Annotated in this window: 14 protein-coding genes; all 14 read left to right on the top strand. The window is 64.5% G+C overall.

Annotated elements, in window-relative coordinates; all coding sequences use genetic code 11:
* Positions 1 to 7 precede the first annotated feature (7 nt).
* The 14 genes from rlmN to ACSFB7_RS02185 all read left to right on the top strand — a co-directional run bounded on the left by rlmN (position 8) and on the right by ACSFB7_RS02185 (position 14224).
* A complete protein-coding gene (gene rlmN / locus ACSFB7_RS02250; RefSeq protein WP_435466645.1) occupies positions 8 to 1168 on the top strand; it encodes a dual-specificity RNA methyltransferase RlmN in 1161 nt (386 codons plus the stop codon).
* A complete protein-coding gene (gene pilW, locus ACSFB7_RS02245) occupies positions 1165 to 2019 on the top strand; it encodes a type IV pilus biogenesis/stability protein PilW (RefSeq protein ID WP_435466643.1) in 855 nt (284 codons plus the stop codon). Before rlmN ends, pilW begins: the two co-directional genes overlap by 4 nt.
* Positions 2012 to 2968 (top strand): helix-turn-helix domain-containing protein, encoded by a 957-nt coding sequence (locus ACSFB7_RS02240; protein ID WP_435466641.1) that lies wholly within the window; start codon positions 2012 to 2014, stop codon positions 2966 to 2968. The genes pilW and ACSFB7_RS02240 overlap by 8 nt, the downstream gene beginning before the upstream one ends.
* Positions 2965 to 4242, top strand: a complete 1278-nt coding sequence (gene ispG, locus ACSFB7_RS02235) for a flavodoxin-dependent (E)-4-hydroxy-3-methylbut-2-enyl-diphosphate synthase (protein ID WP_435466639.1) — start codon at positions 2965 to 2967, stop codon at positions 4240 to 4242. The genes ACSFB7_RS02240 and ispG overlap by 4 nt, the downstream gene beginning before the upstream one ends.
* 15 nt (positions 4243 to 4257) lie before the next feature.
* Positions 4258 to 5568 (top strand): histidine--tRNA ligase, encoded by a 1311-nt coding sequence (gene hisS, locus ACSFB7_RS02230; protein ID WP_435466637.1) that lies wholly within the window; start codon positions 4258 to 4260, stop codon positions 5566 to 5568.
* A gap of 6 nt (positions 5569 to 5574) precedes the next feature.
* On the top strand, positions 5575 to 6267 hold the full coding sequence (locus ACSFB7_RS02225; protein ID WP_435466635.1) for a YfgM family protein: 693 nt from the start codon (positions 5575 to 5577) through the stop codon (positions 6265 to 6267).
* A gap of 7 nt (positions 6268 to 6274) precedes the next feature.
* Positions 6275 to 7417 (top strand): outer membrane protein assembly factor BamB, encoded by a 1143-nt coding sequence (bamB, locus tag ACSFB7_RS02220; protein WP_435466633.1) that lies wholly within the window; start codon positions 6275 to 6277, stop codon positions 7415 to 7417.
* 60 nt (positions 7418 to 7477) lie between these two features.
* Complete coding sequence (gene der / locus ACSFB7_RS02215) at positions 7478 to 8821, top strand: ribosome biogenesis GTPase Der (protein WP_435466631.1); 1344 nt, start codon at positions 7478 to 7480, stop codon at positions 8819 to 8821.
* 164 nt (positions 8822 to 8985) lie between these two features.
* A complete protein-coding gene (hfq, locus tag ACSFB7_RS02210; RefSeq protein WP_012747311.1) occupies positions 8986 to 9231 on the top strand; it encodes an RNA chaperone Hfq in 246 nt (81 codons plus the stop codon).
* 54 nt (positions 9232 to 9285) lie between these two features.
* A complete protein-coding gene (gene hflX / locus ACSFB7_RS02205) occupies positions 9286 to 10455 on the top strand; it encodes a GTPase HflX (RefSeq protein WP_435466629.1) in 1170 nt (389 codons plus the stop codon).
* 74 nt (positions 10456 to 10529) lie between these two features.
* Entirely contained in the window at positions 10530 to 11900 is a 1371-nt protein-coding gene (gene hflK, locus ACSFB7_RS02200) for an FtsH protease activity modulator HflK (protein ID WP_435466627.1), read from the top strand.
* A 17-nt stretch (positions 11901 to 11917) separates the two neighbouring features.
* Positions 11918 to 12817, top strand: coding sequence for a protease modulator HflC (gene hflC, locus ACSFB7_RS02195; RefSeq protein ID WP_435466625.1), 900 nt, complete (start codon positions 11918 to 11920; stop codon positions 12815 to 12817).
* A 13-nt stretch (positions 12818 to 12830) separates the two neighbouring features.
* A complete protein-coding gene (locus tag ACSFB7_RS02190; RefSeq protein ID WP_124462163.1) occupies positions 12831 to 13019 on the top strand; it encodes a DUF2065 domain-containing protein in 189 nt (62 codons plus the stop codon).
* A 44-nt stretch (positions 13020 to 13063) separates the two neighbouring features.
* A complete protein-coding gene (locus tag ACSFB7_RS02185; protein ID WP_435466623.1) occupies positions 13064 to 14224 on the top strand; it encodes an ATP phosphoribosyltransferase regulatory subunit in 1161 nt (386 codons plus the stop codon).
* The last annotated feature ends 9 nt before the right edge of the window (positions 14225 to 14233 follow it).

The following is a 14233-nucleotide window of genomic DNA, read 5'->3' as shown; positions in this document are numbered from 1 at the left end:
TGATTCCATGACCACGGCCAACCTGCTCGAATTCGATCTCGAGGGGCTGGCCGCGTTCTGCGAAAAACTCGGCGAGAAGAAATTTCGCGCCACGCAACTGTTTCGCTGGATTCACCAGCGTGGCGCGAGCGACTTCACCCAGATGACCGATCTGGCCAAGTCGCTGCGCGAGAAACTCGCCACCACCGCGCGCGTCGAGGCCTTGCCGGTTCTCACGCAGCACGAATCCAAGGACGGCACGATCAAGTGGCTGTTCGACGTAGGCGATGGCAATGCCGTCGAAGCCGTATTCATTCCTGAAGACGACCGCGGCACCTTGTGCGTGTCGTCTCAGGCCGGCTGTGCGGTCGGTTGCCGCTTTTGCTCGACCGGGCATCAGGGCTTCAGCCGCAACCTCAGCACGGGCGAAATCGTCGCCCAGCTGTGGTTTGCCGAACATTTCCTTCGCAAGCACCTCAAGCGTACCGAGCGCGTCATCTCCAACGTGGTGATGATGGGCATGGGCGAGCCGCTGCAGAACTACTCGGCGCTGGTGCCTGCATTGCGCACCATGCTCGACGACAACGCCTACGGCCTGTCGCGCCGCCGGGTCACCGTGTCGACTTCCGGCGTCGTGCCCATGATCGACCGTCTGGGCACCGATTGTCCGGTGGCCATGGCCGTGTCGCTGCATGCGCCCAACGATGCGCTGCGCGACGACCTCGTGCCGCTCAATCGCAAGTACCCGATTGCCGAACTGCTCGAAGCTTGCAAGCGCTATCTGGCGCACGCACCGCGCGACTTCATCACCTTCGAGTACTGCATGCTCGACGGCGTGAACGACCAGCCCGAGCATGCGAAGCAACTGGTCGAGCTGGTGCGCACGCATGGCGTGTCGTGCAAGTTCAACCTGATCCCGTTCAATCCGTTTCCGGCCTCGGGCTTGCTGCGCTCACCGCAACCGCGCGTGCTGGCATTCGCCAAGACGCTGAGCGAAGCCGGCCTCGTGACGACCGTGCGCAAGACGCGCGGCGACGACATCGATGCCGCCTGCGGGCAGCTCGCCGGCGACGTCAAGGACCGCACCCGCGCGGCCGAGCGCATGGCCCAGCGCCGTGCGACCACCGAGCGTCCCATTGTTTTGCATCCGGTCCGCAAGACCGCCCCCCCAGGAGCATTGACGCAATGAGCATGGCCTTTCCGATGACGACCGCAAGCGCGCAGCGAATGCTGGCCGCAAGCTTTGCCGGCGTCGCCGTGGCGTTTCTGCTCGCGGGCTGCGTCAACACGCGGACCACCACCACCAGTCTGGCCGACAGCAGTTCGGGCAAGGGCACGGAGATCGTGACCGAGTCTGACGAGACCAGCCGGCAGCGCCGTGCGCGCCTGCGCATGGAGCTCGCCTCCGGCTATTTCCAGAACGGCCAGACCACCGTGGCCCTCGACGAGATCAAGCAGGCACTGGTCGCCGACCCGAACTACGCCGACGCCTACAACCTGCGCGGCCTGGTCTACATGCGGCTCGAAGATGCCGGCATGGCCGAAGACAGCTTCCGCCGTGCCATCGCCATCAATCCGCGCGACCCCAACATCCGCCATAACTACGGTTGGCTGCTGTGCCAGCAGAACCGCTATGGCGACGCGGCGCAGCAGTTCACTGAAGCACTCGCGGTGCCCAGCTACACCGACCGCGCCAAGACGCTGATGACGCAGGGCGTGTGCGAGCTCAAGGCCGGCTTGCGCCCGCAGGCAGAGCGCAGCCTGATGCAGGCCTACGAGATCGACGCCGGCAACCCGGTGGTCGGCTTCAACCTGGCCTCGGTGCTCGCGCAGCGCGAAGAATGGTCTCGCGCGCAGTTCTACATCCGCCGTGTCAACAACAGCCCCTCGGCCAGTGCCGAGACGCTCTGGCTCGGCATCAAGATCGAGCGAAAGCTCAACAACCGCGAGGCCGTTGCACAGTTGGGAGGCCAACTACAGCGACGTTTCCCCCAGTCGCGGGAGGCATCAGCGTACGAGCGCGGGAATTTCAATGACTGATCGGGTTTCGGAGTTCGGCACTTCCGCGGCGCAGCCGCTCGAGGAAGGCGACATCACGCACAAGACGGCCGGCGACATGCTTCGCGAGGCACGCGAGGCCCATGGCCTGCACATCGAGATGGTGGCGGCCGCGCTGAAGGTGCCGCCGCAAAAGCTCCTGGCGCTCGAGGCGGACGACATTGCCTCGCTGCCCGATCCGGTCTTCGCCCGCGCACTGGCCAGCAGCGTCTGTCGCGCACTGCGCATCGACCCCGCGCCGGTGCTCGCGAAGCTGCCCAGCACGCACAAGGTGTCGCTGGCTGTGGCCGATCGCACGATCAAGACGAACATCACTTCGGGAACGCCGCGCTGGAACAGCAGCGGCCGCTCCAGCGGGCTGCCGTCGCGCGCACTGTTGACGGTCGTGGTGCTGCTGTTGGTGGGCGCGGGTGCGCTGTTCTGGCTGCCGCAGTCGGTGTTCGATCAGATCGGTGCTTCCGTGTCGCGCCTGACCGCGCGTGGTGAGTCCGATGCGGGCTCGACGACCGAGCCTTCCGCAAATGGCCAGCCTTCCGGTGCTCCCGGCGTGGTTGCCGAGACCGGTCCCGCGCAGGCCGTGGCGCCGAGCGCGCCTGCAGGCGATACCCCTGCTGCGACGGCCAACGCCAATGCTGCGATGACGCCGGCACCCGCCTTGGCCGCGTCCGTGGCCCCTGCCGAGAGCAGCAGCCAGCAGCTTGTTTTCGTCGCACGCGAAGAATGCTGGATCACCGTGACCGAAGCCGGCGGCAAGCAGTTGCTGCGCCGCAGCCTGAAGGCCGGCGAAACGGTCGGGCTCTCGGGCACGCTGCCGCTGTCTGTCGTTGTCGGCCGCGCGTCGGCTGTCGATGTGCAGGTGCGCGGAAAAGCCTACGATCTGAAGCCTGTCACCCGCGGTGGCGGCGTGGCGCGTTTCGAGGTGACATCGTGACCGACTGCACTCCCCAACCTATTGAATCGGCGGCGCCCAAGGCGCGCCGTTCGCGCCAGGCCAGCGTGGCCTGGGGCCCGCGTGTCGTCACTGTCGGCGGCGATGCGCCTGTGCGCGTGCAGTCGATGACGAACACCGACACGGTCGACGCCATCGGCACGGCCATCCAGATCAAGGAACTGGCCATTGCCGGTTCGGAGATGGTGCGCATCACCGTCAACACGCCCGAAGCGGCGGCGCAGGTGCCCTACATCCGCGAGCAGCTCGATCGCATGGGCATCGACGTGCCGCTGATCGGCGACTTCCACTACAACGGCCACCGCCTGCTGACTGACTATCCGGCCTGCGCCGAGGCGCTGAGCAAGTACCGCATCAACCCCGGCAACGTCGGCAAGGGCGACAAGCACGATCGCCAGTTCGGCCAGATGATCGATGCCGCGATGCGCTGGAACAAGCCGGTGCGCATCGGCGTGAACTGGGGCAGCCTCGACCAGGAACTGCTTGCCAGCCTGATGGACATCAACAGCCAGCGTGCCGAGCCATGGGACGCCAAGCAGGTGATGTACGAGGCGCTGATCACCTCGGCCATCGAGTCCGCCAAGCTGGCGGAGTCGATGGGCATGGCCGGCAACCAGGTCATCCTGTCTTGCAAGGTGAGCGGCGTGCAAGACCTGATCTCGGTGTACCGCGAGCTTGCCAAGCGCTGCGACTATCCGCTGCACCTGGGCCTGACCGAAGCGGGCATGGGCACCAAGGGCACGGTGGCTTCGGCCACGGCGCTGTCGATCCTGCTGCAAGAGGGCATTGGCGACACGATCCGCGTGTCGCTCACGCCGCAGCCGGGTGAATCGCGCACACAGGAAGTGGTGATCGCTTCCGAGATCCTCCAGGCCCTGGGCCTGCGCATCTTCGTGCCGAGCGTCACGGCCTGCCCGGGCTGCGGCCGCACCACGAGCACGACCTTCCAGGAACTGGCCAAGCAGATCGACGACTACCTGCGCATGCAGATGCCGGTCTGGCGCAAGAAATATCCGGGCGTCGAGACGATGAAGGTGGCCGTCATGGGCTGCATCGTCAACGGCCCTGGCGAGAGCAAGCACGCCGACATCGGCATCAGCCTTCCCGGCACGGGCGAAGCGCCCGCCGCGCCGGTCTTCATCGACGGCGAAAAGGCCCTCACGCTGCGCGGCGACAATATCGCCAACGAGTTCCATCAACTCGTCGAAACCTACATCGAAAAGCGCTTCGGCGGCGAACACGCCGTCGCTGCCTGACACCTCCGCAGACTCATGGCTGAAAAATTGAATGCCGTCAAAGGCATGAACGACATATTGCCGCCCGAATCGGCGCGTTGGGAGTGGCTCGAAGCCACCGTGCGCGACCTGATGGGGCGCTATGCGTACCGCAACGTCCGTACTCCGATCCTGGAGCGCACGGCGCTTTTCGTTCGTGGCATCGGTGAAGTCACGGACATCGTCGAAAAGGAGATGTACTCCTTCGAGGATCGCGCCGACAAGAACGGCAAGTTCGAGTATCTGACGATGCGCCCCGAAAACACTGCGGGCCTCGTGCGCGCGGTGATCGAGCACAACATGCTGTATGAGGGCCCCAAGCGGCTTTGGTACACAGGCCCGATGTTCCGTCGGGAGAACGTGCAGCGTGGCCGATTCCGTCAGTTCCATCAGATCGGTGCCGAGGCGCTTGGCTTTGCGGGCCCCGACGTCGACGCAGAGCTGATCCTGTTGGCGAGCGCACTCTGGAAGGCTATTGGTCTGAACGATGTTCGCCTTGAACTCAACAGTCTTGGGCAGCCGGCTGAGCGCGCACAACACCGCGCCCAACTCATCGCCCACTTTGAGAAACACGCCGACAAGCTCGACGAGGATGGCAAGCGCCGTCTGCACAGCAACCCGCTGCGTATTCTTGACACCAAGAACCCGGCGATGAAAGACGTGGTCGAGTCGGCGCCGAAGCTGATCGATTTTCTCGGTGCGGAGTCGCTTGCGCACTTCGAGGGGGTGCAAGCCATCCTCAAGGCCAACGGCATCGCCTACACGATCAACCCACGTCTCGTGCGCGGGCTGGACTACTACAACCTCACCGTCTTTGAGTTCGTGACGGATCGGCTTGGCTCGCAGGGCACCGTCTGCGCTGGTGGCCGCTACGACGACCTGATTGCGCAGATCGGCGGCAAGCCCGCACCAGCCGTCGGCTGGGCGCTTGGTGTTGAACGCGTGCTCGACCTGCTGAAAGAGCAGGGCGCTGCGGTCGCTGCCCCTGCGCCGGATGCTTACGCAGTGGTGCCGGACTCCGCGTCAATGCCCACGGTATTGAGCATCCTCCAGCAATTGCGTGAAGCCGGTGTCAGCGTGCAGATGCACGCAGCCACAGCCGATGGTCTCAGCAGCCTGAAGGCTCAACTGAAAAAAGCCGACGCCAGCGGCGCCACCTACGCCCTGATCTTCGGCGCAGATGAACTTGCACGCGGTGAAGTGACTCTCAAGGCGCTGCGCGACGGAAGCGGCGCGCAAACTTCCCGAACGCTTGCTGAAGTGGCCACCTGGGCCGCCACCCTACAATCGCCGGCTCCCAACATCTGACTGCGCATGGCAACCCATCTCGACCTCGAAGAACAGGAACAGCTCGACCAGCTCAAGCATTTCTGGAATACCTACGGCACCCTGATCACCTGGGTCGTGCTGCTCGTCGCCGGTGCCTTCGTGGCCTGGAACGGCTGGCAATACTTCCAGCGCAACAAGGCTGCACAGGCCGCGGCGCTCTACGACGAGGTCGAGCGCAGCACGCAGTCCGGCGACGTCGAGCGCATCCAGCGTGTACTGGGTGACATGAAGGAGCGCTTTGCCGGCACGACCTACGCACAGCAGGCCGGCCTGCTGGTCGCCAAGACGTTGTACGAAAAGGGCAAGGTCGAAGAATCGCGCGCTGCGCTGGGCTGGGTGGCACAGAGCGCCATCGACCCGGGCTACCAGGCGATTGCCAAGTTGAGGCTTGCGGCTGAACTGCTCGACAGCAAGTCGTACGACGAAGCCCTCAAGCAACTCGACGGCAAGGTGCCCACGGAATTCGAACCGCTGGTGGCTGATCGCAAGGGCGACATCTACCTGGCCCAAGGCAAGCGCGACGAAGCCCAGCTTGAATACCGCAAGGCCTGGACCGGCCTTGGCGCTGCCTCCGACTATCGCCGCCTGATCGAGATCAAGCTCAACGCGGTCGGTGTCGACCCGAAGAGCCTGGCACCGGTCGTTACTGTCACTCCCGCAGCCTCCAAAACTCCCTGACCGCATCATGAATTTCAAGCGTTTCATGCCTGAATCGACCGCCTTGCGTGCGGGATCAGCTATTGTTTTGGTAGCACTTCTGGCTGCCTGTTCCGGCACCAGCAAGCCGAAGCCGGCCGAGCTTCCCGCCAACCCGTCCCTGATCGGCGTGCGCCAAGCCTGGACGGTGAAGATTTCCGAAGTCGGCTTTCCGCTCACCACCGATGTCAGCGGCGACACGGTGACCGTGGCAGGCAGCGACGGCACCGTGGTTGCCATCGACGCCCGTGCCGGTCGCGAAACCTGGCGCGCCAACGCTGGTGCACCGCTGGCCGCAGGCGTCGGCAGCGACGGCTCGATGGCCGCGGTGGTCACCACGGGCAACGAGCTGGTCGCCATCCAAAACGGCAAGGTCCTGTGGAAGCAGAAGCTGTCGGCGCAGGCCTTTACTGCGCCGCTGGTCGCTGGCCGCCGCGTGTTCGTGCAGACCGCCGACCGCAGCATCAGCGCCTGGGACGGCCAAAGCGGTCGTCGCCTCTGGATCCAGCAACGCGCCGGTGAAAACCTCGTGCTGCGCAAGTCGGGCGTGCTGATCGCCGTGGGCGACACGCTCGTGGCAGGCATCGGTGGCCGCTTGGTGGGTATCAACCCGGCCAACGGCACCTCGCGCTGGGAATCGCCCATCGCCGCGCCGCGTGGCACGAACGACGTGGAACGCCTGGTCGACCTGACCGGCAGCGTGAGCCGCGTCGGTGACTCGGTCTGCGCGCGTGCGTACTACGCCAGCGTCGGTTGTGTCGAAACCCAGCGCGGTGCGCTGGTGTGGAGCAAGCCGGCCTCGGGCGCGGATGGCGTCGGCGGCGACCAAAGCTTCGTCTACGGAACCGAGACCGACGGCAGCGTCGTGGCCTGGCGCCGTGCCGACGGCGAACGCGCCTGGGCATCGACCCGCTTCAAGAACCGTGACCTGACATCGCCGCTGGCCGTGGGCCGTTCGCTCGTCATTGGCGAGAACACCGGCTCCCTGCATTTCGTTTCGCGCGAAGACGGCGCACTGCTCAATCGCGTCACGCCCGATGGCTCCGCCATCACCGTCGCGCCGGTCATGGCCGGCAATACGGTTGTGGTCGTGACTGCCAAGGGTGGCGTGTTTGGCTATCGCCCTGAATAATTTCTTCTTTTCTCACTCGCAAGGCCCGACCATGAAAACCGCGCCATCGAAAGGCCGGCCATGAAGCCGGTCGTGGCCCTGGTCGGGCGTCCCAACGTCGGCAAGTCGACGCTGTTCAATCGCCTGACCCAGACCCGCGACGCCATCGTCGCTGACTTTGCCGGACTCACGCGCGACCGCCATTACGGCAATGGCCGCCTGGGCAAGCACGAGTTCATCGTGATCGACACTGGCGGCTTCGAGCCCGACGCGGGCAGCGGCATCTACAAGGAAATGGCCAAGCAGACGCGGCAGGCCGTGGCCGAGGCCGACGTGGTGATCTTCGTGGTGGATGCCCGAGAGGGCCTCTCTGCGCAAGACCACGACATCGCCAATGAACTGCGCCGGCTCGGCAAGCCCTGCGTGCTGGCGGCCAACAAGGCCGAAGGCATGCACGACGGCACCAAGCTCGTGGATTTCTACGAACTCGGCTTTGGCGATGTGCACGGCGTGTCTGCCGCGCACGGGCAGGGCATGCGCGACTTGGTCGAGCTTGCCCTCGCGCCGCTGAACCTCCCTGATCCCGACGACGAGACGGACGAGGACGATGCCAACAAGCCGATCAAGCTGGCGGTGGCCGGGCGGCCCAACGTAGGCAAATCCACGCTGATCAACACTTGGCTGGGCGAAGAGCGCCTGGTGGCATTCGACATGCCTGGCACCACGCGTGACGCCATCTCGGTGCCGTTCGAGCGCAATGGCCAGCACTTCGAGTTGATCGACACGGCGGGTCTGCGTCGCAAGGGCAAGGTGTTCGAGGCAATCGAGAAGTTCTCGGTGGTCAAGACGCTGCAGGCCATCGAATCGGCCAACGTCGTGCTGCTGCTGCTCGATGCGACACAAGGCGTGACCGACCAGGACGCCCACATCGCCGGCTACATCCTCGAAAGCGGCCGCGCGGTGGTGATCGCCATCAACAAGTGGGACGCGGTCGACAGCTACCAGCGCGAGCAGATCCAGCGGCAGATCGAAACCCGGTTGCCGTTCCTGAAGTTTGCGGCGCTGCATTTCATTTCAGCCATCAAGCGCCAGGGGCTGGGCCCGGTTTGGCAGGCGATTGCGCAGGCCCACAAGTCGGCCACACGCAAGATGTCGACCCCGGTGCTGACCCGGCTGCTGCTGGAAGCGGTGCAGTTCCAGGCACCCAAGCGCGGTGGCATGTTCCGTCCCAAGCTGCGCTATGCGCATCAGGGGGGCATGAATCCACCCGTGATCATCATTCACGGCAATTCGCTGGAGCATGTGACCGAGGCGTACAAGCGCTTTCTCGAAGGGCGCTTTCGCAAGGAGTTCGATCTTGTGGGTACGCCCTTGCGGATCCAGTTCAAGAGCTCGGCGAACCCGTTTGTCGACAAAGACGATTGAGTGGGCTTGGCCGCCGATGGCGGCTAATGAGTTGCAGCAGGACCGGAAGTTCCGTCTTTTGAGAACCGTTATTTTCTCAAGGCTTTTGACCCCGATTGCTGCAGCGCAGAAACCCTGTGTTAAGGTCATCTCTCCAACAACTACTCTTGAACACGGAGAATATCGTGAGCAATAAAGGGCAACTTCTGCAAGATCCGTTTCTGAACACCTTGCGTCGTGAGCATGTGCCGGTTTCCATTTATTTGGTGAACGGCATCAAGCTGCAGGGCCAGATCGAGTCTTTTGACCAATACGTCGTGTTGCTTCGCAATACAGTGACGCAAATGGTCTACAAGCACGCCATTTCCACCATCGTGCCGGGTCGTGCCGTCAATTTCTCGGCTGCCGAGAACGACGACGCCGCTGCCTGATCGCGCGGAGCGCGGCGGCTTGCTGCCGCGCTTTTTCCCTATTTCTGATTCCGCTTGTCTGAACTGATCCCACGCCAGGAAGGCGCCGCCGTTCTCGTCGGCGTTGACTTCGGTCTGCCCCATTTCGACAGCGAACTCGAGGAACTCGGCCTGCTCGCGCAGACTGCGGGCCTCACGCCTGTCGCCCGTCTTTCGTGCAAGCGCAAGGCGCCCGATGCGGCATTGTTCGTTGGCAGCGGCAAGGCCGAAGAGATCAAGGAGCTGGCCGCCATGCACAGGGCGAGCGAGGTCATCTTCGACCAGTCCCTGAGCCCTGCGCAGCAGCGCAACCTTGAGCGCCAGCTCGATGTCGCGGTCTATGACCGCACCTTCCTCATCCTCGAAATCTTCGCCCAGCGCGCCCGCTCGCACGAAGGCAAGCTGCAGGTGGAGCTTGCTCGCCTGCAGTACCTCAGCACGCGGCTGGTTCGTCGCTGGTCTCACCTTGAGCGCCAAACCGGTGGCGCGGGTGTGCGCGGCGGCCCCGGCGAAAAGCAGATCGAGCTTGATCGCCGGATGATCAACGAGTCGATCAAGCGCACGCGCGAGCGGCTGGCCAAGGTGCAAAAGCAGCGCGGTACGCAACGCCGGCAGCGCGAGCGACGCGAGACCTTCAACATCTCGCTCGTGGGCTACACCAACGCGGGCAAGTCGTCGCTGTTCAATGCGCTCGTCAAGGCCCGTGCCTATGCGGCCGACCAGCTCTTCGCCACGCTCGACACCACCACGCGCAACCTCTACCTCGGTGATGCGCGGCGCCAGGTGTCGATCTCCGACACCGTGGGCTTCATTCGCGACCTGCCGCATGGCCTGGTCGACGCGTTCAAGGCCACGTTGCAAGAGGCAGTCGATGCTGACCTGCTGCTGCATGTGATCGACGCCTCCAACCCGCATTACCCGGAGCAAATGGCCGAGGTTCAATCGGTCTTGCGCGACATCGGCGCCGAGGACGTTCCGCAACTGTTGGTATTCAACAAGCTCGATGCTCTTGAAAGCGCACAGCATCCGCTGCATCTGCAGGACGAGATGGAAATCGACGGCGTGCAGATCCCCCGTATCTTCCTCAGCGCAAAAAGCGGCGAGGGCGTGCCATTGCTGCGCGCCGAGCTCGCCCGGCAGTCGGGCTCCGTAGTCGATACGATGACCCCTGGGGCAGACGCTGAATTGCACGATGCCGGCAATTGATTGGGCACAATCCCGCCACTGACAAGAGAACAAAGCGAATGAATTCAAAGCCAGCGCGGAGAGGGTTTTTAGGCATGTTCAATCTGAACGATGGCCGGTGGGGTCGCGGCGACGAGCCGTCCTCCAACGGCGACCGTCCAGCCGGCAACCGCCCCCCTGATGCCAATCCCCCGGGCGCCCCGACGCCGCCCCCGCCTTCGGGCAACAACAACGGTGACCGCCCCCGCGGTCAAGGCCCCAACCAGGGCCCGCCCGACCTCGACGAACTCTGGCGCGACCTCAATCGCAAGCTCGGCGGTTTCTTCGGCGGCGGCAAGGGCGGTGGCAATCGTCCCAGTGGCGGCAACAGCAGTGGTGGTGGCAATGGTTTCAAGCCCGACATGAAAAACGCAGGATTCGGCCTTGGTCTGGTGTTGGCCGTGGCTGTCCTGATCTGGCTCGGCACAGGCTTCTTCATCGTGAACGAAGGCCAGCAGGCCGTCGTCACGCAGTTCGGTCGCTACAAGACCACCGTGGGCGCCGGTTTCAACTGGCGCCTGCCTTACCCGATCCAGCGCCACGAAGTGGTCGTGACCACGCAGATCCGCTCCACCGACGTGGGCCGCGACGCAATCGTCCGCTCCACGGGCTTGCGCGAATCGGCCATGCTGACCGAAGACGAGAACATCGTCGAAATCAAGTTCGCCGTGCAGTACCGCCTGAGCGACGCGCGCGCCTGGCTCTACGAGAGCAAGTCGCCGGCCGAAACCATCGTGCAGGTGGCTGAAAGCTCCGTGCGCGAAGTGGTCGGCAAGATGAAGATGGACGCGGCGCTTGCCGAAGAGCGCGACCAGATCGCGCCGCGCGTGCGCGCACTCATGCAGACCATCCTCGATCGCTACAAGGTCGGCGTTGAAGTCGTCGGCATCAATCTGCAGCAGGGTGGCGTGCGTCCGCCTGAACAGGTTCAGGCCGCATTCGACGACGTGCTCAAGGCTGGCCAGGAGCGCGAGCGCGCCAAGAACGACGCCCAGGCCTACGCCAACAACGTCGTGCCGCTTGCCACCGGTACTTCTTCGCGCCTCAAGGAAGAATCCGAGGCCTACAAGGCGCGGATCGTGGCGCAGGCACAAGGTGACGCCGGCCGCTTCAGCGCCGTGCTGGCCGAGTACCAGAAGGCACCGCAGGTCACGCGTGACCGCATGTACACGGACGCCATGCAGCAGATCTATGCCAGCACCACGAAGGTGCTGGTCGACAGCAAGCAGGGCTCGAACCTGTTGTATCTGCCGCTCGACAAGCTGATGCAGATGAGCGGCAACAGCGCGGCGGCAACGCCCGTCGATGCAGCCAGCCCCAGTGTTGCCGGCACCGCGCCGAGCCAGTCGTCGGTGATCCCGGTGGCGCCCGTGACCAGCGACGTGCGCGCCCGCGACGGCCGCTCGCGTGACCGCGACGTGCGTTGAAAAAGGCCTAGAAGAACATGAACAGAATCGGATTCATTGCCTCGTCGATCCTTGTCTTGCTCGTGCTGCTGAGCTCGACCCTCTTCGTGGTCGACCAGCGCCAGTTCGGCGTGGTCTACGCTCTCGGCCAGATCAAGCAGGTCATTACCGAGCCCGGCCTCAACTTCAAGCTGCCGCCGCCATTCCAGAACGTCTCGTACATCGACAAGCGCCTGCTGACGCTGTCGAGCCTGGACACCGAGCCCATGCTCACCGCTGAAAAGCAGCGCGTGGTGATCGACTGGTACGTGCGCTGGCGCATCTCCGACCCGCAGGCCTACATCCGCAACGTCGGCCTCGACGAAAACGCGGGTGCCATGCAGCTCAATCGCGTGGTGCGCAATGCGTTCCAGGAAAACATCAACAAGCGCACCGTGCGCGACCTGATCTCGGTACGCCGCGAGGCCCTGATGGCTGACGTGCAACGCGAGGTGCTGTCGGTCGTGAAGGGCGCCAAGCCCTGGGGCGTTGACGTTGTCGACGTGCGCATCACGCGTGTCGACTATGTGGAAGCCATTACCGAATCGGTCTATCGCCGCATGGAGGCGGAGCGCAAGCGCGTCGCCAATGAACTGCGCTCCACCGGTACTGCCGAAGGTGAAAAGATCCGCGCCGATGCTGACCGGCAGCGCGAGGTGATCGTGGCGAACGCCTACCGCGATGCGCAGAAGATCAAGGGCGAGGGCGATGCCCAGGCCGCTTCGGCCTACAGCGAGGCTTTTGGCCGCGATCCGCAGTTTGCCCAGTTCTATCGCAGCCTCGAGGCCTACAAGCAGAGCTTCAACAAGAAGAGCGATGTGCTGGTGCTGGACCCGTCGTCCGACTTCTTCCGCGCCATGCAGAGCTCGGGATCGACCACCAGCGCGCCTCGTCGTTGATTCGTTCGGAGCCGTGAGCGCCGACACTTTCTGGAGCGCGCTGGCGCTCGTCCTGGTGATCGAAGGCATCCTGCCTTTCTTGTCGCCAGGAGGGTGGCGGCGCGGCTTCGGGCAGCTCATGCAGCTGCGCGACGGCCAGCTCCGTTTCTTTGGACTTTGCAGCATCCTGCTGGGTTTGGCACTCCTTTGGGTCTTGGGGTAGCGCGGTCCCGGTAGAATCCCGGTTTAACCACGCCCCCGATTCCCATGTCCGCCTGGGTCCTTCCGGATCACATTGCCGATGTGCTGCCTTCCGAGGCGCGCCACATCGAAGAACTTCGACGCCAGTTGCTCGATACCGCCCGTGGCTATGGCTACGAGCTGGTAATGCCGCCGCTGCTCGAGCATCTCGAGTCGTTGCTGTCCGGCACCGGCGAGGCGCTCGACCTTCAAACCTTCAAGCTTGTCGACCAGCTTTCCGGCCGCAGCATGGGCCTTCGTGCCGACACCACCCCCCAGGTGGCGCGCATCGATGCCCATTTGCTGAACCGCGATGGCGTGACCCGCCTGTGCTACTGCGGACCGGTGCTCCACACCCGGCCCGACCGGCCGCACGCCACCCGTGAACCGCTGCAGTTCGGCGCCGAGATCTACGGCCATGCCGGCCTCGAGGCCGATACCGAAACCCTGCTGCTGGCGCTCGATTGTCTCGATGCCGCCGGCTTGCGCGACGGTGTGATCGTCGACCTGGCCGATGCCCGCATCGTGCGCGCGCTGTTCGCCGGCGTGCCGGTCGATGCCGCGGCGCTGGCTCGCGTGCATGCGGCGCTGGCCGCCAAGGATGCGAGCGAGCTGCAATCGCTCACCAAGGACTTTCCCGTCGCCTCGCGCGACGGGCTGCGTGCGCTGGTCCAGTTGTACGGCGACGCGTCGGTGCTCGACGAGGCTGCCAAGGCCCTGAAGGGCACGCCCGGCGTCGGTGCCGCGCTGGCCGACCTCAAGCAACTGGCGGCCGGCCTGAACGGCGTTGCGGGTCGCCAGATCAGCTTCGACCTGGCCGATCTGCGCGGCTATGCCTACTACAGTGGTATGCGCTTCGGTATCTACGTGCCGGGCGCGGCCGATTCACTGGTGCGCGGCGGTCGTTATGACGAGGTCGGCGCGGTGTTCGGCCGCAACCGTCCGGCCGTCGGCTTCAGCCTTGATGTGCGCGAGCTGGTTGGCGTTCTGCCGGCCCGCCCGCTGCGCGCCGCCATTCGTGCGCCCTGGAGCGACGCGGCCGGGCTGCGCCAGGCTATTGCCCAATTGCGCAAGGCCGGTGAAACGGTTGTCTGCGTGCTGCCGGGACACGGCAGCGAAATCGATGAATTCCACTGCGACCGCGAGCTCGTCGAGCAAGCGGGCCAGTGGAATGTCCGAGCGATCTGAATTTTTGAA

It is taken from the genome of Variovorax raffinosi (assembly GCF_051216615.1).
Classification (GTDB): domain Bacteria; phylum Pseudomonadota; class Gammaproteobacteria; order Burkholderiales; family Burkholderiaceae_C; genus Variovorax.
This window is presented reverse-complemented; position numbering and strand designations above follow the sequence as displayed.

Bases quoted from the DNA above. Each gene is read 5' to 3' on its own strand.
- ACSFB7_RS02225 (WP_435466635.1), top strand. From the start codon at position 5,575: ATGGCAACCCATCTCGACCTCGAAGAACAGGAACAGCTCGACCAGCTC.
- hflK (WP_435466627.1), top strand. From the start codon at position 10,530: ATGTTCAATCTGAACGATGGCCGGTGGGGTCGCGGCGACGAGCCGTCC.
- ACSFB7_RS02240 (WP_435466641.1), top strand. From the start codon at position 2,012: ATGACTGATCGGGTTTCGGAGTTCGGCACTTCCGCGGCGCAGCCGCTC.
- ACSFB7_RS02185 (WP_435466623.1), top strand. From the start codon at position 13,064: ATGTCCGCCTGGGTCCTTCCGGATCACATTGCCGATGTGCTGCCTTCC.
- bamB (WP_435466633.1), top strand. From the start codon at position 6,275: ATGAATTTCAAGCGTTTCATGCCTGAATCGACCGCCTTGCGTGCGGGA.
- pilW (WP_435466643.1), top strand. From the start codon at position 1,165: ATGAGCATGGCCTTTCCGATGACGACCGCAAGCGCGCAGCGAATGCTG.
- hflC (WP_435466625.1), top strand. From the start codon at position 11,918: ATGAACAGAATCGGATTCATTGCCTCGTCGATCCTTGTCTTGCTCGTG.
- rlmN (WP_435466645.1), top strand. From the start codon at position 8: ATGACCACGGCCAACCTGCTCGAATTCGATCTCGAGGGGCTGGCCGCG.
- hisS (WP_435466637.1), top strand. From the start codon at position 4,258: ATGGCTGAAAAATTGAATGCCGTCAAAGGCATGAACGACATATTGCCG.
- der (WP_435466631.1), top strand. From the start codon at position 7,478: ATGAAGCCGGTCGTGGCCCTGGTCGGGCGTCCCAACGTCGGCAAGTCG.